This window comes from Pseudomonas sp. YQ_5 (genome assembly GCF_043103305.1).
In the GTDB taxonomy this organism is placed as follows: Bacteria; Pseudomonadota; Gammaproteobacteria; order Pseudomonadales; family Pseudomonadaceae; genus Aquipseudomonas; species Aquipseudomonas putida_Y.
In genome coordinates, this window is record NZ_JBICJS010000042.1 from 138,584 (window position 1) to 161,693 (window position 23,110).

At 62.0% G+C, this 23,110-nt stretch carries 22 protein-coding genes; 5 read left to right on the forward strand and 17 right to left on the reverse strand.

Annotated elements, in window-relative coordinates:
- Positions 1 to 105: 105 nt before the first annotated feature.
- Positions 106 to 1,335, forward strand: a complete 1,230-nt coding sequence (gene serA, locus ACF8EA_RS07540) for a phosphoglycerate dehydrogenase (protein ID WP_020189953.1) — start codon at positions 106 to 108, stop codon at positions 1,333 to 1,335.
- Positions 1,336 to 1,395: 60 nt separating this feature from the next.
- Here the strand turns inward: serA and ACF8EA_RS07545 are convergent.
- Together ACF8EA_RS07545 and ACF8EA_RS07550 are read right to left on the reverse strand one after the other, a co-directional pair.
- Positions 1,396 to 2,615, reverse strand: a protein-coding gene (locus ACF8EA_RS07545; RefSeq protein ID WP_392521420.1) for an IS3 family transposase whose coding sequence is annotated in 2 segments (ribosomal slippage) — positions 1,396 to 2,267 and positions 2,267 to 2,615 — 1,221 coding nt in all. Because the reading frame shifts where the segments join, the coding sequence is not laid out codon by codon here.
- Between the two features lie 90 nt (positions 2,616 to 2,705).
- The gene (locus ACF8EA_RS07550) at positions 2,706 to 3,182 is read right to left on the reverse strand and encodes a DUF4399 domain-containing protein (protein ID WP_392521422.1); all 477 of its coding nucleotides are present in this window, start codon (positions 3,180 to 3,182) and stop codon (positions 2,706 to 2,708) included.
- A 223-nt stretch (positions 3,183 to 3,405) separates the two neighbouring features.
- Between ACF8EA_RS07550 and ACF8EA_RS07555 the strand changes: the two genes are divergently transcribed.
- Positions 3,406 to 3,894 (forward strand): transporter substrate-binding domain-containing protein, encoded by a 489-nt coding sequence (locus tag ACF8EA_RS07555; protein WP_392521423.1) that lies wholly within the window; start codon positions 3,406 to 3,408, stop codon positions 3,892 to 3,894.
- Between the two features lie 104 nt (positions 3,895 to 3,998).
- On the opposite strand, the gene ACF8EA_RS07560 is transcribed toward ACF8EA_RS07555, so the two are convergent.
- Both ACF8EA_RS07560 and ACF8EA_RS07565 read right to left on the reverse strand, forming a co-directional pair.
- Positions 3,999 to 4,502, reverse strand: coding sequence for a DUF523 domain-containing protein (locus tag ACF8EA_RS07560; protein WP_392521424.1), 504 nt, complete (start codon positions 4,500 to 4,502; stop codon positions 3,999 to 4,001).
- Positions 4,489 to 5,121 carry a 2OG-Fe(II) oxygenase gene (locus tag ACF8EA_RS07565; protein WP_028697547.1) on the reverse strand — a complete coding sequence of 211 codons (633 nt, stop codon included), beginning with the start codon at positions 5,119 to 5,121 and terminating at the stop codon, positions 4,489 to 4,491. Before ACF8EA_RS07565 ends, ACF8EA_RS07560 begins: the two co-directional genes overlap by 14 nt.
- 113 nt (positions 5,122 to 5,234) lie before the next feature.
- Between ACF8EA_RS07565 and ACF8EA_RS07570 the strand changes: the two genes are divergently transcribed.
- Entirely contained in the window at positions 5,235 to 5,987 is a 753-nt protein-coding gene (locus ACF8EA_RS07570; RefSeq protein ID WP_047603666.1) for a DUF2059 domain-containing protein, read from the forward strand.
- On the opposite strand, the gene ACF8EA_RS07575 is transcribed toward ACF8EA_RS07570, so the two are convergent.
- Positions 5,988 to 6,914 (reverse strand): alpha/beta hydrolase, encoded by a 927-nt coding sequence (locus ACF8EA_RS07575; protein WP_392521426.1) that lies wholly within the window; start codon positions 6,912 to 6,914, stop codon positions 5,988 to 5,990.
- A 142-nt stretch (positions 6,915 to 7,056) separates the two neighbouring features.
- On the opposite strand from ACF8EA_RS07575, the gene ACF8EA_RS07580 reads away from it, so the two are divergent.
- Positions 7,057 to 7,626, forward strand: a complete 570-nt coding sequence (locus tag ACF8EA_RS07580; RefSeq protein ID WP_392521427.1) for a DUF6436 domain-containing protein — start codon at positions 7,057 to 7,059, stop codon at positions 7,624 to 7,626.
- Here the strand turns inward: ACF8EA_RS07580 and ACF8EA_RS07585 are convergent.
- Positions 7,605 to 8,171: a sugar O-acetyltransferase gene (locus tag ACF8EA_RS07585; protein WP_084850185.1), complete on the reverse strand. Its 567-nt coding sequence runs from the start codon at positions 8,169 to 8,171 to the stop codon at positions 7,605 to 7,607. The two genes, ACF8EA_RS07580 and ACF8EA_RS07585, sit on opposite strands and share 22 nt — an antisense overlap.
- 86 nt (positions 8,172 to 8,257) lie before the next feature.
- On the opposite strand from ACF8EA_RS07585, the gene ACF8EA_RS07590 reads away from it, so the two are divergent.
- Positions 8,258 to 10,621: a penicillin acylase family protein gene (locus tag ACF8EA_RS07590; protein WP_392521429.1), complete on the forward strand. Its 2,364-nt coding sequence runs from the start codon at positions 8,258 to 8,260 to the stop codon at positions 10,619 to 10,621.
- A 209-nt stretch (positions 10,622 to 10,830) separates the two neighbouring features.
- Here ACF8EA_RS07590 and ACF8EA_RS07595 read toward each other — a convergent pair whose 3' ends face one another.
- From ACF8EA_RS07595 to ACF8EA_RS07645, 11 genes are all read right to left on the reverse strand, one after another.
- Positions 10,831 to 11,616, reverse strand: a complete 786-nt coding sequence (locus ACF8EA_RS07595; protein WP_021783565.1) for a MetQ/NlpA family ABC transporter substrate-binding protein — start codon at positions 11,614 to 11,616, stop codon at positions 10,831 to 10,833.
- 175 nt (positions 11,617 to 11,791) lie between these two features.
- Entirely contained in the window at positions 11,792 to 12,622 is an 831-nt protein-coding gene (locus ACF8EA_RS07600) for a sigma 54-interacting transcriptional regulator (RefSeq protein ID WP_392521430.1), read from the reverse strand.
- Positions 12,623 to 12,686: 64 nt separating this feature from the next.
- Complete coding sequence (locus ACF8EA_RS07605) at positions 12,687 to 13,268, reverse strand: alpha/beta hydrolase (RefSeq protein WP_028697551.1); 582 nt, start codon at positions 13,266 to 13,268, stop codon at positions 12,687 to 12,689.
- Positions 13,269 to 13,476: 208 nt separating this feature from the next.
- The gene (locus tag ACF8EA_RS07610) at positions 13,477 to 14,466 is read right to left on the reverse strand and encodes a sulfate/molybdate ABC transporter ATP-binding protein (RefSeq protein WP_021783562.1); all 990 of its coding nucleotides are present in this window, start codon (positions 14,464 to 14,466) and stop codon (positions 13,477 to 13,479) included.
- Between the two features lie 3 nt (positions 14,467 to 14,469).
- Complete coding sequence (gene cysW / locus ACF8EA_RS07615) at positions 14,470 to 15,342, reverse strand: sulfate ABC transporter permease subunit CysW (protein ID WP_103469587.1); 873 nt, start codon at positions 15,340 to 15,342, stop codon at positions 14,470 to 14,472.
- Positions 15,343 to 15,353: 11 nt separating this feature from the next.
- Positions 15,354 to 16,172: a sulfate ABC transporter permease subunit CysT gene (cysT, locus tag ACF8EA_RS07620; RefSeq protein ID WP_009683704.1), complete on the reverse strand. Its 819-nt coding sequence runs from the start codon at positions 16,170 to 16,172 to the stop codon at positions 15,354 to 15,356.
- 72 nt (positions 16,173 to 16,244) lie between these two features.
- Complete coding sequence (locus ACF8EA_RS07625; protein ID WP_021783560.1) at positions 16,245 to 17,252, reverse strand: sulfate ABC transporter substrate-binding protein; 1,008 nt, start codon at positions 17,250 to 17,252, stop codon at positions 16,245 to 16,247.
- Between the two features lie 50 nt (positions 17,253 to 17,302).
- Positions 17,303 to 17,485 carry a sulfur starvation response protein OscA gene (oscA, locus tag ACF8EA_RS07630; protein ID WP_392460437.1) on the reverse strand — a complete coding sequence of 61 codons (183 nt, stop codon included), beginning with the start codon at positions 17,483 to 17,485 and terminating at the stop codon, positions 17,303 to 17,305.
- 238 nt (positions 17,486 to 17,723) lie between these two features.
- The gene (locus ACF8EA_RS07635; RefSeq protein ID WP_021783558.1) at positions 17,724 to 20,789 is read right to left on the reverse strand and encodes an efflux RND transporter permease subunit; all 3,066 of its coding nucleotides are present in this window, start codon (positions 20,787 to 20,789) and stop codon (positions 17,724 to 17,726) included.
- Entirely contained in the window at positions 20,786 to 21,853 is a 1,068-nt protein-coding gene (locus ACF8EA_RS07640) for an efflux RND transporter periplasmic adaptor subunit (RefSeq protein ID WP_392521432.1), read from the reverse strand. The genes ACF8EA_RS07635 and ACF8EA_RS07640 overlap by 4 nt, the downstream gene beginning before the upstream one ends.
- Positions 21,850 to 22,938: an efflux RND transporter periplasmic adaptor subunit gene (locus ACF8EA_RS07645; protein WP_021783556.1), complete on the reverse strand. Its 1,089-nt coding sequence runs from the start codon at positions 22,936 to 22,938 to the stop codon at positions 21,850 to 21,852. Before ACF8EA_RS07645 ends, ACF8EA_RS07640 begins: the two co-directional genes overlap by 4 nt.
- Between the last annotated feature and the right edge of the window lie 172 nt (positions 22,939 to 23,110).

Sequence of the window (23,110 nt, forward strand, 5' to 3'; positions counted from 1 at the left end):
TGTGTCGCGTATGCTAGCATAGCCCTCCCGCTGTTCATGCTAAGGCTGCCCTCGCGCCTGGCATCACCCCTCGCCATTTTATCTCCGGGATACAGGTTTACGCAGATGAGCAAGACTTCTCTCGACAAGAGCAAGATCCGGTTCCTTCTTCTTGAAGGTGTGCACCAGAACGCGGTCGATACCCTCAAGGCCGCCGGCTACACCAACATCGAATACCTCACTGGTTCGTTGCCGGAAGCCGAGCTGAAGGAAAAGATCGCCGATGCCCACTTCATCGGCATCCGTTCGCGTACCCAGCTCACCGAAGAGATCTTCGACTGCGCCAAGAAACTGGTCGCAGTCGGCTGCTTCTGCATCGGTACCAACCAGGTTGACCTGGAAGCTGCCCGCGAGCGCGGTATCGCCGTGTTCAACGCGCCATACTCCAACACCCGCTCGGTCGCCGAGCTGGTACTGGCCGAAGCCATCCTGCTGCTGCGCGGCATCCCTGAGAAGAACGCCTCCTGCCACCGTGGCGGCTGGATCAAGAGCGCGGCCAACTCGTTCGAAATCCGCGGCAAGAAACTGGGCATCGTCGGCTACGGCTCGATTGGTACCCAGCTTTCGGTACTGGCTGAGAACATGGGCATGCAGGTGTACTTCTTCGACCCGCTGACCAAGCTGCCACTGGGCAACGCCGTGCAGGTCACCAGCCTGAACGAGCTGCTGAGCCTGGCCGACATCGTCTCGCTGCACGTGCCTGAGCTGCCATCCACCCAGTGGATGATCGGCGAGAAGGAAATCCGCTCGATGAAGAAGGGCGCGATCCTGATCAACGCCGCCCGTGGCACCGTTGTCGAACTGGACCACCTGGCCGCTGCCATCAAGGACAAGCACCTGATCGGCGCCGCCATCGACGTGTTCCCGGTCGAGCCACGCTCCAACGACGAAGAGTTCGAGAGCCCGCTGCGCGGCCTCGACAACGTGATCCTGACGCCGCACATTGGTGGTTCCACCGCCGAAGCCCAGGCCAACATCGGCCTGGAAGTGGCCGAGAAACTGGTCAAGTACAGCGACAACGGTACTTCGGTGTCTTCGGTCAACTTCCCGGAAGTGGCCCTGCCAGCGCATCCAGGCAAACACCGTCTGCTGCACATTCACGAAAACATCCCGGGCGTGCTCAGCGAGATCAACAAGGTCTTCGCCGAGAACGGTATCAACATCTCCGGTCAGTTCCTGCAGACCAACGAGAAAGTCGGTTACGTGGTAATCGACGTTGACGCCGAATACTCGGACCTTGCGCAAGAGAAACTGCAACAGGTCAAGGGCACCATCCGTTCCCGCGTCCTGTTCTAAGTCCAGCAGCATGTCTAGTCCTGAAATAGGTTTACACCTGTTCAGGTAGGCCGACAGGCCTCAAAACGCCCGATGCACAGCATCGGGCGTTTTGTTTTTCAGGGCCATATGAGGCCGTTCTGTGTTGTAGATCTGCACTGCCTCGTCAACCATCTGCCTCGCTTGCTCCAGATCTGCAGGGCTACTCAACAGCAGCTCCATCTTGAGGATTCCGTTGATTCGCTCGGCCAGCGCGTTCTGGTAGCAGTCATACCCATCGGTCATGGAGCACTGAACGCCGTGCCGTTGATGCAGTGACTGGTATAGCGCCGAGCAGTACTGGATGCCTCGATCCGAATGGTGGACTAATGGCTGGCGATGACGTCGCTTGCGCAATGCCTGCTTGAAAGCTTGCGCCACCGATTCGGCATGCAGGCTTTCATGGACGTGGTGGCCAACGATTTTCCTGGAGTACGCATCCGTTATCAGGCTCAGGTATAGCGGACCGTTACGTGCGGGCAGGTAAGTAATGTCGGCCACCCAGACGTGTTCCGGCCTTGTCGGAACAATCTGGCTTGGCCCAGGCTTGAGTAAGTTGGGATGGCGGTAGAAGCGATGAAAGCTTTGTGTTGTCTTGTGGTAGGCCCGCTTAGGCAGTACGAGCAAACGGTGCTCTCCCAAGACCTGGAACAGCCTATCTCGGCCGACCTGGAATCGTCTGTCAGGTTGGCAATGCAGCAGATAGTGCAGCTTGCGGGTACCCAGACGGGGCTGGCGCATTCGGACTTGCTGTACAAACTCAACCACCCGGTCTGCCTGGCGTTCTTTGCCATCAGCGGCTCGGTTGCGCTTGTAGTATGCCTGTCGACTGATGCCTAGAAACTGACAAGCCCTGGCAATGCTCAGTCCTGCGACTTGGCCTTGCGAGAGGACTTGCCGGATCGCTTTTTTACGACCGAAACACCATAGTCATTTTTCAGAACATCAACGACCGTCTCGAAGAACTGGGCCTTCTGGCTCATCAGCTCAAGCTGCTGCTCAAGCTCTTTGATCCGCTGCTCCGGAGTGAGCGGTTTGGGGTCAGACATCGCGCAGCTCCTCTCGACTCGGATCGATGCCCCTTGGCTCCAATCCTGCCGACCGTGCTTACGCAACCATACCAGAACCGTCGACCGGCCCTGGATGCCATACCGTTCCTGGGCCTGGCCGTAGGTCATCTCGCCTTTTTCAATCTGATCAACCACCGCCAATTTAAAAGACAGTGAGTAATCTCGCTGTGTGCGCTTTACACCTTGCTCCATCTGACTCTCCGGAAATTCGGGATGGGAGGTGTAAACCTTATTCAGGACGGAACAGCATGAAAAAGGGAGGCCATGAAGGCCTCCCTTTTTTTATTTCACTTCAACCGTGATTTTCTTCGACTCGACGCTAGGCTTGAACGGCACGTGATACTGGTCACCCAGAATCAGTTGCAGGGTGTGCTTGCCCGGGGTCAGGGTAATGCTGGTTTCGGTCTGTGCCTTGCCGAAGTGCAGCACTTGCGGACCCGCCGGCAGCGCGACGCCGGCCTCTGGCATCAGACTGGACGGTAGTGGCATGTCAGCCACGGGCTCTTTGTCGACATCCACCAACAGATGGTGGTGCCCTGTGTGCGGGGTTTGATCGCCCGCAGGCTTGAGGCCCATACCCTCGATACCGAATTTGACGGTGAAGGTCTTGTCGACCGTGGCACCATCGGCGGGGGAAACGATGAAGACCTTTGCCTCCTTGGGCGGCTCCTGGCTCTTCAGGGCGTCTGCGGCACTGGCGAACACCGACGCTCCCATCAGCAGACCGGCAACGGCAGCACGCGAAAATAGGCTGTTCATTCACTTCTCCTGTGATTCACTTATTGACCGCAGCCTGTAATCCAAAAGCGGCGGTAGTTCACCTTAGTTGAAATAATCGCCAAGGTGTTCACATTGCCTGACAGAAATATTTCCGTCAGGGTTAAACAATGCCAAGGCTTGAAGGTCATAGGCTGCGCTCGATCACGGCGAGGAAGAAAGCCGTGGCGATCGTTTTCAATCTGCTAAAAGAAAAGGGGCATACATGCGTTCGACCATAGGGGTACTGCTGGCAGTACTGATCAGTCCATTGGCTCAGGCGGAGCTGATCGACGAAATCGCCGACCGGGGCGAACTGCGCATTGCCGTACAGGCCGACAACTCGCCGTACGCTTTTAAACAAGATGACCACCTGACAGGTTTCGACATCGAATTTGGCCAGGCCCTGGCCAAGGAACTGGACTTGCGCGCCGAGTTCGTCGAAGCCCCAGCTGCCGAAGTGCTGGCGGGTGTCGAGAGTGGCAAGTACGACATCGCACTCACCCCGTCGAGTGAGTCGCTCACAGGCGACGGCCCACTCGATGTGAGCCGGCCGATTGGCGAGAAGAAGCTGGTGATCCCGTTCCAGAAGGACAACCCGGCTTTTGAAAGTGCTGTAAACAATGCGTTGCAGCGCTTGAAAGACAGTGGCCGGACTGCCGAACTTGAGCAGAAGTGGTTCAAGGGTGTGCAGGAGACTGCAGCCGGGCAGTAAGGTCTTCTTTGCAACCTGTACCGGTCTCTTCGCGGGTAACCCCGCCTTGGGTACAGTGCGACCCCTGTAGGAGCGGGTTCACCCGCGAAAGGGCCAGCACAGGTTCAAACAGAGATATCACCCAAAGCACGCTGCGCCTGGTCCAGTTCCAGCTCGCTGAACACCTGCACCCCCGCCCGCCGCAGCAACGCCGTGGTTACCCCTTCCCCGGCCACTTTCACACCACTGAAGGTGCCATCATAGGTCAACCGGTTGCCACACGAAGGGCTGCCAGACTTCAGCACCGCTACGCGAATGCCATGCCGGCGCACCAGTTCCAGCGCCAACTGCGCACCGGCCAGAAACTCGGCACTGACATCTTCCCCCGTCACCGTCAGCACCTGCGTGTTGCCATCCAGCACTGCGCTGCCCTGCCCTCCCGGGATCTCCGCTGGCGGCCGCGGTGTCGGCAAGCCGCCGGCTACCTCTGGGCACAACGGCACCACGCGCCCTTCGGCCTGCCACTGCTGCAACAAATCGGGATGGCCGCTGGCCCGGCCGTCATAGCGTACTGGCTGCCCCAACAGGCATGCGCTCACCAGCACCTTGGGCATATCAGAACGGGTCATTGCCACGCCGCCTGAACCAGCCGGTCAACGACAGCCGCTCGCGCCCGGCCGGCAATACTTCGTGAGGCACTTCGCCCGACAGGAATACCACCAGGCAAGCGGCCACTGGCTCGACATCGTGCTCGACACCGTTGGCCAGGAACATGCGCAACTGGCCACCGTCATGCGGTTGCCAGCCTTCATTGAGGTAAAGCACCGCCGAGACCATACGCCGGTCATCGTCGCGAAAGCGGTCCAGGTGCCGGCGATAGAACGCCCCCGGTGGGTACAGGGCAAAGTGGCATTCGAAGTCTTCCAGGCCCAGGAACAGGCCTTGGTTGATCGCCAGGCGCAGCTGGTCCATGGCCGCCAGGTACTGGTCGCAGGCCTCGGCCTGCCCCGGGTCGATCCACTGGATCTGGTCACCGCGAATGGCTTCGCGCACCTCCTGGGTAGCACCGCGCCCAACCCCTGCGGGGTTGAGTTCGCCTTCGGCATCACGGCGCCGGCACTCGGCTGCCAGCGCGCGTACCAGGTCGGCAGGCAGAAAGTGCGCCTGCTGGGACCAGCCATGGGTGGCCAGATCGTCGACGACGGCCGCAAGCATCGGGTATTCAGGGGAGATGTGCATGGCGCGCATCATATCCATTCGCCCTGTCGCCGCACAGCGCCACTTGGCCGAGAAACACGCGGATATCTCGACAAACCGGCGCCGGGCCAAGGACAATAGGCCCCTGCCGACAGGAGTCCTGAATGCGCCGTCTGTTTTCCCTGATTCTGCTGATGATCTGTACCATGCCTGTCTGGGCAGACAACCTGGATCAACTGTACAAGGCTGCCGGCTGGCCCGACCAGCGCGCCCACTTCAACGATGCCCTGACCGCCGCCCAGGAGCGCTACCGCAACAGTTTGCCTCCTGCCGTGTACCAGGCGCTGGTCAACAACAGCAACCAGCGCTTCCAGGCCCAGGCAGTGGACCGTCGCGCCCAGGCCAAGCTGCGTGCCACCCTGGCCAACCCGGCACCGGCCCTGGCCTTCTTCCAGTCGCCGTTGGGGCGCAAAGTGGTGGCGGCCGAGCTCAAGGCCACACGCAAGGACGAACTGGCCAAGAACGCCAAAGGCCTGCCCAAGATCCAGGCAAGCGACGATCGTCTGCTGGTCATCGGCCACTTGGCCCAAGCCCTGCCTGCGCGTGAAGCAGGCGCTGAAGTCAGCCTTGCCATCGCCGGTGTCGCAGCCGACAGCCTCAGCTCGATGATCCCCGGCCTGTTCGGCGGCGGCCAGGCCCAGAGCCTGCTGGATGGCCAGCGCCAGCGGCTGATGGGGCAAATTGGCGAAGACCTGAACAACACCCTGCTGTACGTCTACCGCGACCTGTCCGATGCCGAGCTGGAAGCGTTCGCCACCTTTGCCGAGTCGCCCGAGGGCAAGGCTTACTACCAGGCGGCCCTGGCCGCTGTGCGCGCCGGCCTGGCGGTTGGCCAAAGCACCAACGACCTCAAGTGATCAGCCCAGGCGCTGGTCGATGAAGTCGAAGTAGCGCTGACGGATGCCCGGCAACTCGTTGGCCAGGTGGTGACGGGCCTCAGGCAGCATCAGTATCTGCGGCTCGGCAAACTTGGCCTTGAGCACTTCGAGGTTATGGGGCCAGTCCACCGTACCATCCGCCTCCCCCTGCACGATCAATGGCCGCCGCGCACTGCGCGGCGCAGCCTCGATGCGTTTGACCCAGGCGATCAGTGCGCCCACCCAGGCCGTTGGCAGGCGACGCGGTTGCAGCGGGTCGGCCTCCAGGAACGGCAGGAAGGCCGGGTCGTTGGTGTTCTCACTGAAGCGCCGTTCGATGCCATTGACGAAGTGGCGCAGCACGCAATAACTGAACTTCGACCAGCGCCAGGAACATGGCCGCACCAGCGGGGCCAGCAGGATGATCTGGCCATCGACGGGGCTGCGTGCGCCCTGGTGCAGCAGATGGTCCACGGCAATCGCCCCTCCCGTACTCTGCCCACAAAGGTGCCACGGGTGCGGCAGTTGCAGCGTGTGCGCCTGTTCGAACAAGGCCTCCAGCACTTGCTGGTACACCGCGAAGTCATTGATGCTGGCCCGCTCGCCGCTGGACAGGCCGTGGCCGGGCAGGTCACAACTGATCACCGCAAAACCTTGCTTGAGTGCCCACGCAATCACATGCTGGTACAGGCCCATGTGGTCGTAATAGCCGTGCAGCAGAAACAGCGTCGCGCTTGGCTGCTCGGGTAGCCAGGCCTGCCCGACCAGGTCGAACCCCGCCGCCTGGAAGCCGCCCAGCCAGCTGTGTGCCGACAGGTCCAGGCCATAGAAGCGCTGGTAGTCCTGCGCTTGTGCCGACAGCGGCTGGCGAGCAGTCAACGGCGCCAGGCTGGAGCGCAGGCGGTCAGGGTGAAAGGCAGGGGGCATCGGGGTACATCCACATCGAGCAAGTATTGATCTGGAATCTTCAGCTCTGGCCGGCGCCATGGCAAGCTTGCTCACCTCGAACAACCAGCATCGATCCAATTGCGGGAGCGGCCTTGTGTCGCGAAAGGGCCACCGACTCTTCATGAATAGCCGAATCATCAAACCGCTGTGCACGGCAACCGCCTTGTTGCTCGGCGCCGTAATCCTCTGGCAGGCCTACAGCGCCTTTCAGGCTCGCTACCTGCGCCCGTTCGGCAACCAGGCCACGCTGTTCGACGGCAGCCAATTACAGCTACCTGCCGAGCTGGCCGGTGCTGGTCCGATCCGCGTGGTGCATTTCTGGGACCCGGCCTGCCCATGCAACGTCGGCAACCAGCAGCACCTGGGCGACCTTATCAGCCAGTTCGCAGGCCACGACGTTACCTTCCATGTGCTGCAAAAGCCCGGCAGCCACGGCCAGCTACCGGCCAATATCGGCAGCTTGCACCCCATCACCCACCTGCCCGGCAGCGAGCAGCTGCCTGCCTCTCCTGCCGTGGCCATCTGGGACCGGCAAGGCCGCCTGGCTTACTTTGGCCCGTACAGCGAAGGCGCCGTGTGCAACGCCAGCAACAGCTTCATCGAGCCAATCCTCAAGGCTTTGCTCGACGGCCGTCAGGTCAGCGCCTCCAATACCCTGGCGGTGGGCTGCTACTGCCCTTGGTCGGGCTGACGGACCCTCGCCGGGTTACCCACCACCGTCGCGCCCGCAGGCACATCCCGGGTCACCACACTGCCGGCGCCGACGATGGCGTTATCACCGATGCTCACCCCTGGCAGGATGATCGCCGCACCGCCGATCCACACGTTGTCGCCGATGGTCACCGGCCGCCCACTCTCCAGCCCGCTGCGCCGCACTTCAGGATCGAGCGGATGGTCGGCGGTGTAGATCTGCACGTTGGGGCCGATCTGGCAGTCGTCGCCGATACGCACCGGCACCACGTCGAGGATCACGCAGTTGAAGTTCATGAAGGTATTGCGGCCAACGCTGATGTTGTAGCCATAGTCGCAATAGAACGGCGGGCGAATCACCGCGCCTTCGCCAACCTGGCCAAAGTGTTCCACAAGCAGCCCGTGGCGTGCGTCGTTGAGCAGTTCGACACTGTTGTTGTAGCGATGCATCCAGTGCTTGTTGGCGATCTGCTCGGCCTGCAGTTCAGGGCAGCCAGCGTGGTAGAGCTGACCGGTGAGCATTTTGTGTTTTTCGCTGAGGGACATGGAAACTCCTTCCTGGGGCTATGCTCTGTTCGCGAATCCGCCGATGATCGGACCACATTTTCCGTTTGAATGCACAAGGAGTCTGAATGAAGCGCAGCCTGACCCTGCTGGCGGTGGTAGTCACCGTGGCCGCTGGCGCCGGTTACTGGTACGTGCAGGGCAAGCTGCCGCAGCGCGAGGGCGAGGTCGCCGTTGCCGGTCTGCAAGCCCCGGTCAGCGTGCGCTACGACGCCCGCGGCGTGCCACACCTGCAGGCACAGAGCGAGCCGGACCTTTACCGTGCACTGGGCTACGTGCATGCCCAGGACCGGCTGTTCCAGATGGAGATCCTGCGCCGCCTGGCCCGGGGCGAACTGGCTGAAGTGCTCGGCGACAAGCTGCTGCCCACCGATACCCTGTTCCGCAGCCTGCGCATACGCGAGCAAGCCGCGCTGATGGCCAAGCGGCAGGATCCGCAGGCGCCGGCATGGCAGGCCCTGCAAGCCTACCTCGATGGGGTCAACAGTTGGCAGGCCAGCCACCCCAAACCCACGGAATTCGACCTGCTCGGCATCCCCCCGCGCCCGTTCACCGCCGAGGACACGCTGAGCATCGCCGGCTACCTGGCCTACAGTTTTGCCGCCGCGTTCCGCACCGAGCCTGCTCTGACCTACATCCGCGACCAGCTTGGGCCTGACTACCTGAAAATATTCGATCTTGGCTGGCAACCCGAGGGCGCGCTGGGCACGCCACTGGCCGCCGCCGACTGGCAAAGCCTGGAAGCACTTGCGCGCTTAAGCCATGAGGCGCTGGGCGACGCCGGCATCCCGCAGTTCGAAGGCAGCAACGCCTGGGCGGTCGCGGGTAGCCGCACCCGCAGTGGCAAGCCGTTGCTGGCTGGCGACCCGCACATCAGCTTTGCCGTACCTGCAGTGTGGTACGAGGCCGAGCTGTCAGCGCCCGGCCTCAACCTCTACGGCTATTTCCAGGCACTCAACCCGTTCGCCCTGCTCGGCCACAACCGTGACTTTGGCTGGAGCCTGACCATGTTCCAGAACGATGACGTTGACCTGGTCGCCGAAAAGACCAACCCCGCCAACGCCGATCAGGTGATGGTCGATGGCCAGTGGCACACACTGGAAACGACCGAACAGAAGATTGCCGTCAAAGGCGAGCAGCCGGTCACCATCAGCCTGCGCCGCTCGCCCCACGGCCCGATCGTCAACAACGTGCTGGGTAATACCTCCGGCACCACGCCAATCGCCATGTGGTGGGCATTTCTGGAAACTGAAAACCCGATCCTCGACGGCTTCTACCAGCTCAACCGCGCCGACACCCTGGGCAAGATGCGCGAGGCCGCCGCCAAGGTTCACGCGCCCGGGCTCAATTTTGTCTGGGCCAATGCCCGTGGCGATATCGGTTGGTGGGCAGCGGCAAAGCTGCCAATCCGCCCCGACGGCGTCGACCCGGCGTTCATCCTCGACGGGGCCAGCGCGCAGGCCGACAAGCTCGGTTTCTACCCCTTCAGCATCAACCCGCAGCAGGAGAACCCGGCCCGCGGCTATATCGTCTCGGCCAACTACCAGCCACCGGCGGCGGTGCCGATACCGGGTTACTACAACCTGCCCGACCGTGGCCGCCAGCTTGATCGTCACCTGGCCAACCCAGAGGTGAAATGGGATACCCAAAACAGCCAGGCATTGCAACTGGACACCGCCAGTGACTATGGCCCGCGTACCCTTGCCCCGCTTCTGGCAACCCTGCGTGCAGTGGCCGAAGGTGACGAAGAGAAAGAGCTGGTCGAGCAACTGGCAGCTTGGGCTGGGGACTACCCGCTCGATTCGACCAGCGCCACGCTGTTCAACCAGTTCCTCTATGAACTGGCATTCGCGGCCCTGCATGACGAGCTGGGCGATACCTGGTTCCCGGTGCTGATCAGCACCCGCGTGATCGACGCCGCCTTGCCACGCCTGGCAGCGCAAGCCGATTCACCCTGGTGGAACACCCGTGGCGGCAGCCAGCGTACCGACCGTACCGCCGTCGTGCGCATGGCCTGGCAGAAAAGCCTGAAGCATCTGCGTGACACACTGGGCAGCGATACGGCCAGCTGGCAATGGGGCAAGGCCCATACCCTGACCCACAACCATCCGCTTGGGGTGAAAAAACCGCTGAACCTGCTGTTCAACGTTGGGCCATTCGCCGCACCCGGTACCCATGAAGTGCCGAACAACCTCTCGGCGAAGATCAGCTCTGCGCCATGGCCGGTGACCTATGGGCCGTCGACGCGGCGGCTGGTCGACTTTGCCGATGCCGGGCAGGCGCTGACCATCAACCCGGTCGGGCAGAGTGGCGTGCCGTTCGACCGACATTACGCGGACCAGGCCGAAGGGTATGTGCAGGGGCAGTATCAGAAGGCACAGATGGGGATAATACCGGCGCAGAGTACCTTGCGATTGGTGCCAGGGCCGTAAGGGGCTGCCTTGCTCAAAACCCAAAAGTTTGCGCGAGCACTGTGGGGATTTAGCCGCGAACACCGGCGCAGCCGGTGCCATGCACCGCGTTGGATTCTTCGCGGGTAAACCCGCTCCCACAGGGATCGCGCCAGCTTTCAGAGATCCCAGCAATGAAAACGCCGACACAAAGGTGTCGGCGTCGGGTCATGCAAGGTGAAGCAAGCGCATCAGAACGCCGGCAGCACCGCACCTTGGTACTTCTTGGCAATGAATGCCTTGACTTCCGGGCTGGTCAGGGCCTTGGCCAGTTTCTGGATGGCCTCACTGTCCTTGTTGTCCGGGCGGGCCACCAGGAAGTTCACGTAGGGCGAATCGGAACCTTCGATCACCAGTGCATCTTTAGCCGGGTTCAGGCCAGCTTCCAGGGCGTAGTTGGTGTTGATCATGTCCAGGTCGACCTGGTCCAGCACACGGGGCAGCATCGCCGACTCAAGCTCGCGGAACTTCAGCTTCTTCGGGTTCTCGGCGATGTCCTTGGGGGTGGCCAGGGCATTCTTCGGGTCTTTCAGGGTAATCAGGCCGGCCTTCTGCAGCAGCAGCAAGGCGCGGCCGCTGTTGCTGCCCTCGTTAGGGATGGCAACGGTTGCGCCTTCTTTCAGCTCGCTCAGGGCCTTGACCTTCTTCGAGTAGCCACCGAAGGGCTCTACGTGTACACCCACCACGGTTTCCAGGTGGGTGCCCTTGCCTTCGTTGAAGTTCTGCAGGTACGGCAGAGTCTGGAAGTAGTTGGCATCCAGACGCTTCTGGTCCACCTGCACGTTCGGCTGTACGTAATCGGTGAAGACCTTGATCTGAAGGTCCACGCCTTCTTTTGCCAGGGTCGGCTTGATCAGTTCAAGAATTTCGGCGTGCGGTACCGGGGTAGCGGCAACCACCAGTTTCTCGGCAGCAGCGGCCAGGCCGGAGAACGACAGGGCAGCAGCCAGGGCAGTGGTCAGCAGGGTCTTCTTCATGGTGGTCCTTGTTCTGAATCTGGGCCATCGACGATGGCAAATCGGGTGCCCAACCGGTTCACCAGTGGGCTTGAGGCGGACGATACCCAAATTTTTTATTCCGCAACAATATCTTTTATTTAGCTGCTTATTCCAAAAACACAATGCCATCAGCCTCTTTACCCATGAGCGATGTCTAACGCGCGGGGTCAGGCAGTTCGAGATCCTCTGGCAGGATCTCTTCGCCGTCATTGACCAGCAAGGCAAAGTGGATGACGTTCTCCAGTTCGCGGGTATTGCCCGGCCAGAAATGCGCCTCCAGCACCCGCTGCGCCGCCTCGCTCACCAAGGGCAGTGGCCGTTGCAGGCGCACGCTGTAGATGCCCACGAAGTACTCGGCCAGCGGCAGGATATCGCCCGGCCGCTCGCGCAGCGGCGGCAGTTCCAGCGCGCCCTCGCGCAGATACTGGTACAGGCGCTCGTTGAAGCGCCCTGCACGTACCGCACGGGCCAGGTCGATGCTGGTGGCGGCGACCAGACGCACGTCAACCGGCTGTGGCTGCTGCGCACCCACCCGAGTGACCTCGCGGTTTTCCAGGGCCGCCAGCAGCTTGTCCTGGATGGCCAGCGGCAAGTCGGCAATCTCGTCCAGGTACAAGGTGCCGCCGCTGGCCGAACCGAACCAGCCGGCGCGGCTGCTGGCTGTACCGCCATGAGTGCCAGCGCTATAGCCAAACAGCTCGGCATCGGCATAGGTGGGGCTGATGGCCGCGCAGTTGACCGACACGAACAACCCTCCACGGTCGCTGGCACGGTGGATCTGCCGAGCCAGCAGCTCCTTGCCGGTGCCGGTCTCGCCTCGGATCAGCACCGGCAAAGGTTGCGGCGCCAGGCGCTCAAGGTCCTCGCGCAGCTGCTGCGAGCGCGGGTCGATGAACACCAGCGCCTTGGCACGAATGCTCAGCGGGCTCTTGTCCAGCTCGGGGAAGGTCAGCAGCGGCTGGCCGAACGGGTTTTGAAACGTCATGACGAACTCCCGCCCCAGGCCCGTGATGGCCAGGCGTCAGGCAAAGGGTGAAAAGTGAGGGCGATCAGGCGCGGCGCAGTGCGCGCTGCTCGATCCGGCTCTGCAAGCGATACAGGTAGGCGAAGCCTTGTTCCCAACGCTCATGACCGGACTTGACGTTGATGTGCCCGGCATTGCTCAGCAACCCTGCTTCGGCGTTCCATGCCTGGGCCAGGTACAGCACCCTCGGCACGCTCACGGCCGGGTCGTTGTCCGAACTGACGACCTGGCTGGGGAACGGCAGCACCTCGGTAGGGATCGGCGCAAAGTTGCGCAGCACTGGCGCGCAGGTGGGCCGTTCGACATCTGCCGGCGCCACCAGCAGTGCACCACGCACCTGCCGCAGCAAGGCCGGGCTTGCCTGCGCTGCCCAATGGGCGACAGTGATGCAACCAAGGCTGTGGGCAATCAGGATCACCGGCGAGCGCTCGGCGGCAATCGCCTGCTCCAGCGCGTGCACCCAGTCCTGCCGCTGCGGGGTGAGCCAGTCGTCCTGTTCGACCCGGGCACTGTTGGGCAGGGTGCGCTGCCAGTGACTTTGCCAATGGTTGTCTGGCGACCCTTGCCAGCCCGGCACAATCAGGTAGCGAATCGAGTCATTGCGCATGGGGACGCCTCCAGTAAGTTTGCGTGCTTGGAGACAAGTATAGGGTGGGCGATATATTCGCAAAGGAATAAGAATATATTTATTAATTCCTTAATTGCATAAACAACGGGCGGCGGTCGCTCTCTCGTAAGGGCTGCATAACCGCCCCGTCACCTTTCAGGTAAGAAAAACCCGGGACCATGCCCGGGTTCTCTTAACCTTATGCGACTCAGATATCCGCTACCTTCTGCCAAACCTTCGGACGGAAGAACAACGTTTCCCCCCGCGCCAGCCCGGTCAGGCTGTCATGGTCTTTCACCACCTCGGCCTCGATCAGCTCGCTCTGCCCTTCCACCTTCAAGGTCACCCGCGTGGTCGCGCCCAACGGCCGAATGTCGCGCACCTCGGCCGCGTGGTGCCCTTCGGTCTCATGCCGCGACAGCGATACCTCGTGCGGGCGGAACAGCACGTGATGCCCTTCGCTCAAGGCTAGGCGGTTGGAGTCACCGAGGAAGTGGTAGACGAAATCATTGGCCGGCTGATCGTACACCTCGCCCGGCGAGCCGATCTGCTCGATCACGCCCTTGTTCATCACCACGATGCGGTCGGCTACTTCCATGGCTTCTTCCTGGTCGTGGGTAACGAACACCGACGTCAGGTTGATATCCTCGTGCAGCCGCGCCAGCCAGCGACGCAACTCCTTGCGCACCTTGGCATCCAGCGCACCGAATGGCTCGTCCAGCAGCAGCACCTTCGGCTCCACCGCCAGGGCCCGGGCCAGGGCGATACGCTGACGCTGGCCACCGGAAAGCTGCTCAGGGTAGCGATCGGACAGCCAGTCCAGTTGCACCATGTTCAGCAGCTCATGCACCTTCTCGGCAATCTTGCTCTCGCTCGGGCGCTCGCCCTTGGGCTTCATGCGCAGGCCGAAGGCAACGTTGTCGAACACGCTCATGTGGCGGAACAGCGCGTAGTGCTGGAACACGAACCCGACGTTACGGTCACGCACGTCATGGCCGGAAACGTCCTCGCCATGGAACACGATGTTGCCCTGGTCCGGGGTTTCCAGGCCGGCAATGATGCGCAGCAGGGTAGTCTTGCCGCAGCCGGACGGGCCGAGCAAGGCCACCAGCTCGCCGCTGTTGATGTCCAGGTTGATAGTGTTCAGGGCCTGGAAGCTGTTGAAGCGCTTGCTGACGTTACGAACTTCGATCGACATGAATCATTCCTCCGCGGCGCTGTGGCGCAGGCGGTTAATACGGTTCTCGCTCCACTGCTTGAGCAGCAGGATGAAGAGCGCCAGGATCAGCAACAGGCTGGCCACGCTGAAGGCCGCGACGTGGTTGTACTCGTTGTAGAGAATCTCCACATGCAGCGGCAAGGTGTTGGTCACGCCACGGATGTGGCCCGACACCACCGACACCGCGCCAAACTCGCCCATGGCCCTCGCGGTACACAGCACCACGCCGTAAATCAGGCCCCATTTGATGTTCGGCAGGGTGACGTGCCAGAACATCTGCCAGCCGTTGGCACCGAGCAGCCGTGCAGCCTCCTCCTCTTGCGTGCCCTGCTCCTGCATCAGCGGGATCAGCTCACGGGCCACGAACGGTACGGTAACGAAAATGGTCGCCAGGACAATGCCAGGCAGGGCGAACACGATCTGGATATCGTGGTCCTGCAGCCACGGACCGAACAGGCCTTGCGCGCCGAACATCAGCACGTAGACCAAGCCGGCGATCACGGGCGACACCGAGAACGGCAGGTCGATCAGGGTGACCAGGATGCTCTTGCCACGGAAGGTGTACTTGCTCACGCACCATGCAGCGCTTACGCCAAATACCAGGTTCAGCGGCACCGAGATAGCCACGGCGAGCAGGGTCAACTTCAGCGCCGACAACGCATCGGGTTCGAAAATCGCCTCGAAGAAGGTGCCAAAACCGTTTTTCAGCGCCTGGGATACCACGATCACCAGCGGCAGCAGCAGGAACAGGGTGAACACCAGCCAGCCAAGGCCGATCAGGATACGCCGCGCTGTGGCACTGCCACGGCGGGCGGCGTTGGCTGCGGCACTTGCACTCAGGGATGAACTGGACATGCCGGCCTCCTTCAAGGGGTTTCGATGCGGCGCTGCAGCAGGTTGATCAGCAGCAGGAGGATGAAGGAAACCACCAGCATCAGCACGCCGATGGCGGTCGCGCCGGTATAGTCGTACTGGTCGAGTTTGACCATGATCAACAGCGGCAGGATCTCGGTCTTCATCGGCATGTTGCCGGCAATGAAGATCACCGAACCATACTCGCCTACGCCACGGGCGAAGGCCAGGGCGAAGCCGGTGAGCCATGCCGGCAGCAGGGCCGGCGCCAGGATGTGGCGGAACACCTGCAATGGCTTGGCCCCCAGGCAGGCTGCAGCCTCTTCCACTTCACGCGGGATGTCGGCCAGTACCGGCTGCACCGTGCGCACCACGAACGGCAGGGTCACGAAGGTCAGTGCCAGAGTGATGCCCAGCGGGGTGTAGGCGATCTTGAAGCCCAGGTCGGTGGCGAACTGGCCGACCCAGCCCTGCGGCGCGTACAGGGCAGTCAGGGCGATACCGGCAACAGCGGTGGGCAAGGCGAACGGCAGGTCGATCATGGCATCGATGACCTTGCGCCCGGGGAAGGTGTAGCGCACCAGCACCCAGGCCAGCAGGGTACCGATCACACCGTTGATGATGGCGGCGAACAGGGCGGTGCCGAAACTCAGCTTGAGCGCGGCGATCACCCGCGGCGCACTGATGATGTTCCAGAACTGCTCGAAGGTCAGCTGCGAGGCATGGATGAACATGGCCGCCAGCGGTATCAGCACGATCAGGCTGAGGTACACCAAGGTGTAGCCCAGCGTCAGCCCGAAGCCGGGTATGACGGGGGAGATGCGACGTGACATAAATATCCCTGGTTGAACGCACTTGGCCCGGAGAGTTTCCGGGCCAGTGCAGGCTTCTGAATCTTGGGGCCCTTACTGTGCCTGATAGATCTGGTCGAACACACCGCCGTCATTGAAGAATTTCGGTTGTGCAGCCTTCCACCCACCAAAGTCCTTGTCGATGGTCACCAGGTCCAGTTTCGGGAACTGCTTGCCGAACTCCGCAGCGACTTTCTCGTCACGCGGGCGGTAGAAGTTCTCGGCGGCAATCTTCTGCCCGGCCGGGCTGTACAGGTGCTTGAGGTATTCGGTGGCAATCTCGGTATTGCCCTTCTTCTCGGCGTTCTTGTCGACCACGGCCACTGGCGGCTCGGCCAGGATCGACAGCGACGGCACGACAATGTCGAACTTGTCGGCACCACCGTCTTCCTTCAGGGCCAGGAAGGCCTCGTTTTCCCAGGCCAGCAACACGTCGCCCTGGCCGTTGTTGACGAAGGTGATGGTCGAACCACGGGCGCCGGTATCCAGCACCGGGACGTGCTTGAACAGCTCCTGCACATACGCCTTGGCCTTCTCTTCGCTACCGCCGGCCTTCAGGCCGTAGGCCCACGCCGCGAGGAAGTTCCAGCGGGCACCGCCAGAGGTTTTCGGGTTCGGGGTGATGACCGACACATCCTTCTTGATCAGGTCGCCCCAGTCCTTGATGCCTTTCGGGTTGCCCTTGCGCACCAGGAACACGATGGTCGAGGTGTATGGGGTGCTGGCGTCAGGCAGGCGGGTCTGCCAGTTCTCGGGCAGGGTCTTGCCAAGCTTGGCCACTTCGTCGATGTCACCGGCCAGGGCCAGGGTCACCACGTCGGCGCGCAGACCGTCGATCACCGCACGGGCCTGCTTGCCCGACCCCCCATGGGATTGCTGGATTTTCACCTTGTCGCCCGGGTGGGCCTGTTGCCAGTGCTTGATGAACTCGGCGTTGTACTGCTGGTAAAGCTCACGGGTCGGGTCGTAGGACACGTTGAGCAGTTCGTAGTCCTTGGCGATGGCGGAACCGGCAAAAACAGCACTGGCCAGGGCGGCGAGCGCATAACGGCGGATGGACATGGTGAAGCTCCCGATTGGCATTTTTCCAGTTTTGGATGTTGTGGCGCCGATCAGCCGGGCTTGTTGCCGGGCTGTTGCAGGCGGAACTTCTCCTTGCGCTCGATCTGTACGACCTGAGCGTTGTGCACGGTGATCTCCACCGCACCGAAACGCAGGCCGCGCAAGGCACTCTGGATTTCACGCAAGAGGGTGGCTTCGTCCTGGCCGTCGATGCTACGCAGAGATGCACTCATGCTCGTTCTCCTTGGAGTGAGGGCGCCGGGCAGAGGTTTGAAGGGGATTTGCGCCTGGCTTGAGGGCAATAGTAGTGAGGCGCGGTTATTCTTAAAAATACTGTTTAAGCATTTTTATATAACCAAAATCAGATCACGATTTTGCAGGCGACAAAATACCTCTGTGGAAGCGGGCGTGCCCGCGAATGCGGCAGTGAATCCACCATCGCATTCGCGGGCACGCCCGCTCCCACAGGGTTCAGCGCTGGGTTTTGGTACTGTTTTCAGGCTCGCGAATCTTGTACCAGGCCACGTACAGCGCCGGCAGGAACAGCAGCGTCAGCAAGGTGGCCACGATGATCCCGCCAATCATGGCGTAGGCCATGGGGCCCCAGAACACCTCGCGGGCAATCGGGATCATGCCCAGGCTCGCCGCCGCCGCCGTCAGCAGGATTGGCCGGCGCCGGTGGTTGGTGGCCTCCACCACCGCATCCCACGGCGACAGGCCATGGGCTTCGAACTCGTCTATCTGGGTCACCAGAATCACTGAGTTACGAATAATGATGCCAGCCAGCGCAAGGATGCCGAGGATCGCCACGAAGCCCATCGGCGTCCCCGTGGGCACCAGCGCCAGCACCACGCCGATCAACCCCAGCGGCGCCACGCTGACCACCAGAAACAGCTTCTGCACGCTGTGCAGCTGGATCATCAGGAAGGTCGCCATGAGGAACAGCATCAGTGGGATGACCTTGGCGATCGGCCCCTGGGCCTTGCTGCTTTCTTCAACCGTACCACCCGTGGCCACTTCGTAACCGACCGGCAGCTTGCTGGCGAACTCGTCAATTTTTGGCTTCAGCTGGGCCACCAGGTCAGTGGGCTGAATGTCGCCATTGACCGAGGCCTTGATGGTAATGGTCGGCTTGCGGTCGCGGCGCCATACCAGCGGCTGTTCCAGTTCGTAGCGCACGGTGGCGAACGAAAGCAACGGGATCGACGTGCCGTTAGGGGTAAGAATTTGCAGGTTCTGCAGGGTATCAGGCGAGCCACGCTCGCTGTCTTCGGCGCGGGCGACCACATCGACCAGGTAGATGTTGTCGTTGACCTGGGTGATCTGCACGCCACTGACGATGCTGTTCATCACATTGGCAACATCTTCGGACGACAGGCCCAGCTGGCGTGCCTTGTCCTGGGCAATTTCCACGCGCAGCACCTTACCCGGCTCGTTCCAGTCGTAGATCATCTCGCCGATGTGCTCGTTCTGGTCGAGCAAGGTGGCCAGCTCGATGGCGTGTTTGCGTACCTGGTCGATGTCGGCACCGCTGACCCGGTACTGGATCGGCCGGCCCACTGGCGGGCCCATCTCCAGCGATTGCACGTTGGTGCCGACGCCGACGAATTCTTCATGCAGGATCTTCTGCAGGCGGTCCATCAAGGCCTGACGCTCTTCGAAGCCCTTGCTGACGATCACCAGCTGCGCGTAGTACGGGTTCTGCAACTGCTGGTCGAGGGGCAGGTAGAAGCGGATCGCGCCTTGGCCAATGTAGGTGCTCCAGTGCACCAGGTCCGGGTCGTCCTTGATCCGCGCCTCGAAGCGGTCGACCACCTTACGCGTCTCCTCGATCGAAGCGTTCTGCGGCAGGTTGAGGTCGACGAGAATTTCCGGGCGGTCCGAGGACGGGAAGAACTGGTTCTGCACAAAACGCATGCAGAAGATCGACAGGGCGAACAGCACCACGGTGCCGATGATGGTCAACCAGCGGTTGCGCATGCACCACAGCAACCCGCCTTCAAATGCCCGCCCGACCCGGCCAGGCTCAGCTTCGTGGGCCTTGATCTTGTCGCTTTTGAGAATATGCACCCCAAGCACCGGCGCGAAGAAAACCGCCACCACCCACGACACGATCAGGGCCACGGCGATCACCGCGAACAGGGTGAACGTGTATTCACCCGCAGAGCTGGCGTTGAGGCCGATAGGCACGAACCCGGCCACGGTCACCAAGGTGCCGGTAAGCATGGGGAAGGCTGTGGAGGTGTAGGCGAACGTCGCCGCCTGCTCCTTGCTTTCGCCCATTTCCAGCCGCGTGACCATCACCTCCACAGTAATCATCGCATCGTCCACCAGCAGGCCAAGCGCAATGATCAGCGCCCCCAGCGAAATCCGCTGCATGGTGATGCCGCTGTACTCCATGAACACGAACACCATGGCCAGCACCAGCGGGATCGAGCAGGCCACCACCAGCCCGGCGCGCACGCCAAGACTGACAAAGCTCACAGCCAGCACGATCACCACCGCCTCGAACAGCGCGCTGGTGAAACCGCCGACCGCCTGCTTGACCACCACGGCCTGGTCAGAAACGGTGTGTACCCCGACACCCACCGGCAGGTCCTGGACCACCTGGTCCATGCGCTTTTTCAACGCTGCACCGAACACCTGGATGTTGCCGCCGGCCTTCATGCCGATGGCGAGGCCAATGGCTGTCTGGCCGTTGTAACGGAACATTGGCGAAGGCGGGTCGACGTAGCCGCGCTCGATGTCGGCGATATCAGCCAGGCGGAAGAAGCGGTCGTTGATCCTCAAGTTGACGGATTGCAGGTCTTTTTCCGAGGCAAACTGCCCGGACGTACGCACCGAGATGCGCTCCGGGCCGGCCTCGATCATGCCGGCCGGCGTCACCGCATTCTGTGCTTGAAGTGCCTGCATCACCTGGCGCTGATCAATGCCCAGGGCTGCCAGCTTGCGGGTGGAGAAGTTCAGGTACAGCACTTCGTCCTGGGTGCCGACCAGCTCGATCTTGCCGATGTTGGGTACATCGCGGACCTCGGCCCGCGCCTGTTCCACGTAGTCCCGCAGTTGGCGCAGGGTCAGGCCGTCAGCGGTAAAGGCATAGATCGAGCCGAATACATCACCGAATTCGTCGTTGAAGCCCGGCCCCTGAATACCAGCGGGAAATTCGCCACGAATATCCTGGATCTTCTTGCGCACCTGATACCAGATATCCGGAATGTCCTTGGCCTTGGTGGTGTCGCGAAGGTACACGTAGACCGTGGACTCGCCGGGGCGGGTGTAGCTTTTGGTGTAGTCGAGCGAGTCGAGTTCCTCGAGCTTCTTCTCGATGCGGTCAGTAACCTGGTACAGGGTTTCGTCCTGGGTCGCACCGGGCCAGCGGGTCTGGATGACCATGGTCTTGATAGTGAACGACGGGTCTTCCTCTCGGCCCAGGTTGAAGTAGGAAAAAATCCCCATCAACAGGCTAACGAACATCAGGTACCAGACGAACGATTGATGCTTGAGTGCCCAGTCGGACAGGTTGAAGCTTCCTTTCATTGCGCATCCTCGTCGAAGGTGACCTTCTGGCCAGGCTTGAGGCTGTTGACGCCGGCTGTGACCACGCGTTCACCAGGCTGCACGCCGGAGCCCAGTACGATGCTGTCAGCGGTGCGGTCGATCAGCGCCACGTCACGGGTGGCCACGGTCTTGTGCTGCGTATCGATCACCCATACCTGGGTCTTGCCGTCACGCTCAAGCAAGGCACTCAGGGGCAGTTCGCTGCGCGGGGACACTTCCGAGCTAAGGGTCACACTGATGGAGGTGCCGAGGTGGAAGGCCGCCGGTGTGCTGGCCAGGGTCAGGCGAGCACGGCGGGTACGGGTGGTGGCATCAGCCTGAGGCTCCAGTTCGCGCAGGCTCGCTGTGGTGTTGATGGTCGGGTCCAGTTGCGAGGCAACAGTGAAGGTCAGGTCTTTGCTCAACTGCTCGGCCAGATCGATCGGCAGGTCGATGACCGCTTCCTTCACGTCCGGCCGGGCCAGGGTCACCACGGCTTGACCAGCGGTTACAGTTTGCCCGGCTTCGGCCTGCCACGCGGTAATCACGGCAGCGTGGTCGGAACGCAGGGTGCTGTAGTCGAGCTGATCACGTGCCTGACTGACGGCGGAACGGGCCTGCTCCAACGCTGCGCTGGTGGTTTTCAGGTTGGTCTGGGCGATATCCAGCTGTGCCTGGGCACCAACCCCACGGTCATACAACTGCTGCTGACGACGGGCATCGGCCTGGGCGTTGATCCACTGTGCCTGCACCTTGGCCAGATCGCCTTCGGCAGCGCGCAACTGGTTCTGCTGGTCGGTCGGGTCCAGGGTGGCCAAGGTGTCGCCCGGTTTCACCCGGGCCCCGACGTCCAGCCAGCGCCGGGCAATGCGCCCGGAAACCCGGAAGCCCAAGGTGCTTTCGAAGCGCGCCTGGATACTGCCGGCGAAACGGCCCAGCTGCGACTGCACCTGAGGTTCGACCTTGACCGACAGCACTGGCCGAATCGGCTCTGGTGCCTCTTCTTCACTACTACAACCCGCCAGCAGCACACCGGCCGAGAGCATCAGCAACAGACGCTTCATAGCTCACCCCCTGGGCTCTTGGCGTCGACCTTCTGTACCTGCATGCCGGGGTGCAGCAACTGGCCGCCGTTGACCACTACGGTCTCGCCGCCTTTCAGGCCGCTGGCGACCACGATCTTGCCGGTGAGGTAACGGCGGATTTCGACTTTGCGCAGTTCCACCTTGTCGCCCTCGCCCACCACCCACACGGCAGGCTCATGCAGGGCCTTGGTCAGCGCCGACCATGGCAACTCGACGCTGGGCCGGCCCTGGGCATTGGTAGTGGCGGTAACCGGTGCCCCCAACTGCATCTCGGGCGGCACGTCCTTGAGCCCCACCTTGACCTGCACGGTGCCGCTTTGCGCGGACACGGTGGGGGTGATTTCGCGCACGAAGCCACGGGCCTGGACCTTGGGATCGTCCAGCAGGCTCACGACTACCCCGGCATCGCTGGGCGGCGCCACCAGCAGCGACTCGTAGACGTTGAACACCGCATCGCGGTCGCCATCGACGGCCAGGCTGAAGATCGGCATGGTCGCCTGCACCACTTGGCCAACCTCGGCCTGGCGCTCGGTGATTACCCCGGCGGCCTCGGAGACCAGTGCGGTGTAGCTGAGTTGCTCGTTGGCATTGGCCAGTTGCGCCTGGGCGGCCTTGAGTGCGCTCTGGTTGCTGCGCAGCGCGGCTTCAGCAGCATCGTATTCGCTCTGGCTGGTGTAGCCCTTGGGCAGCAGTTTCTGCTGGCGCACGAAGGCCGCGCTGGTCTGGGTGACCCGCGCCTGCGCGGCGAACACTTCGGCCTTGGCCGAGTCGACATTGTTCTGCAGGTCTTTCGGGTCCAGCCGTGCCAGCACCTGGTTGGCCTTGACGTGATCGCCCACGTCGACGCTACGCGAAATGATCTTGCCGCCAACGCGGAATGACAAATCTGTCTGCACCCGCGCCTGTACGTCGCCGGTCAGGGTGACCCTGGCAGCGAAATCGGTGGGTTGTACCTGCTGCACACCCACCCGAGGCAGTGTCTCGGGAACCTCTTCCTTGCTACAGCCGGTGAGCATGTACAACAACCCCAGACAGACGACCGACAGCGGACGCATCAACGCCATGCTGGCTCCTTGCTTGCGCACAAATGATTTGTGGGATGCGACTGTGAGCGTAGTTCAGGGTTCGATAAACATCACTGGCGGGGATCATTCCGGCATTTTCACAGCCGGTGCGGGCCTCTTCGCGGGTGAACCCGCTCCCACAGAGATCGTGCCTATGCTGAATTCTGTACAG

Bases quoted from the DNA above. Each gene is read 5' to 3' on its own strand.
- ACF8EA_RS07550 (WP_392521422.1), bottom strand. From the start codon at position 3,182: ATGAACAGCCTATTTTCGCGTGCTGCCGTTGCCGGTCTGCTGATGGGA.
- ACF8EA_RS07625 (WP_021783560.1), bottom strand. From the start codon at position 17,252: ATGTCCATCCGCCGTTATGCGCTCGCCGCCCTGGCCAGTGCTGTTTTT.
- ACF8EA_RS07575 (WP_392521426.1), bottom strand. From the start codon at position 6,914: ATGCCCCCTGCCTTTCACCCTGACCGCCTGCGCTCCAGCCTGGCGCCG.
- cysW (WP_103469587.1), bottom strand. From the start codon at position 15,342: ATGTCCAGTTCATCCCTGAGTGCAAGTGCCGCAGCCAACGCCGCCCGC.
- ACF8EA_RS07635 (WP_021783558.1), bottom strand. From the start codon at position 20,789: ATGAAAGGAAGCTTCAACCTGTCCGACTGGGCACTCAAGCATCAATCG.
- ACF8EA_RS07565 (WP_028697547.1), bottom strand. From the start codon at position 5,121: ATGCGCGCCATGCACATCTCCCCTGAATACCCGATGCTTGCGGCCGTC.
- ACF8EA_RS07610 (WP_021783562.1), bottom strand. From the start codon at position 14,466: ATGTCGATCGAAGTTCGTAACGTCAGCAAGCGCTTCAACAGCTTCCAG.
- ACF8EA_RS07580 (WP_392521427.1), top strand. From the start codon at position 7,057: ATGAATAGCCGAATCATCAAACCGCTGTGCACGGCAACCGCCTTGTTG.
- ACF8EA_RS07560 (WP_392521424.1), bottom strand. From the start codon at position 4,502: ATGACCCGTTCTGATATGCCCAAGGTGCTGGTGAGCGCATGCCTGTTG.
- serA (WP_020189953.1), top strand. From the start codon at position 106: ATGAGCAAGACTTCTCTCGACAAGAGCAAGATCCGGTTCCTTCTTCTT.
- ACF8EA_RS07595 (WP_021783565.1), bottom strand. From the start codon at position 11,616: ATGAAGAAGACCCTGCTGACCACTGCCCTGGCTGCTGCCCTGTCGTTC.
- ACF8EA_RS07645 (WP_021783556.1), bottom strand. From the start codon at position 22,938: ATGGCGTTGATGCGTCCGCTGTCGGTCGTCTGTCTGGGGTTGTTGTAC.
- ACF8EA_RS07590 (WP_392521429.1), top strand. From the start codon at position 8,258: ATGAAGCGCAGCCTGACCCTGCTGGCGGTGGTAGTCACCGTGGCCGCT.
- cysT (WP_009683704.1), bottom strand. From the start codon at position 16,172: ATGTCACGTCGCATCTCCCCCGTCATACCCGGCTTCGGGCTGACGCTG.
- ACF8EA_RS07605 (WP_028697551.1), bottom strand. From the start codon at position 13,268: ATGCGCAATGACTCGATTCGCTACCTGATTGTGCCGGGCTGGCAAGGG.
- ACF8EA_RS07555 (WP_392521423.1), top strand. From the start codon at position 3,406: ATGCGTTCGACCATAGGGGTACTGCTGGCAGTACTGATCAGTCCATTG.
- oscA (WP_392460437.1), bottom strand. From the start codon at position 17,485: ATGAGTGCATCTCTGCGTAGCATCGACGGCCAGGACGAAGCCACCCTC.
- ACF8EA_RS07640 (WP_392521432.1), bottom strand. From the start codon at position 21,853: ATGAAGCGTCTGTTGCTGATGCTCTCGGCCGGTGTGCTGCTGGCGGGT.
- ACF8EA_RS07570 (WP_047603666.1), top strand. From the start codon at position 5,235: ATGCGCCGTCTGTTTTCCCTGATTCTGCTGATGATCTGTACCATGCCT.
- ACF8EA_RS07585 (WP_084850185.1), bottom strand. From the start codon at position 8,171: ATGTCCCTCAGCGAAAAACACAAAATGCTCACCGGTCAGCTCTACCAC.
- ACF8EA_RS07600 (WP_392521430.1), bottom strand. From the start codon at position 12,622: ATGACGTTTCAAAACCCGTTCGGCCAGCCGCTGCTGACCTTCCCCGAG.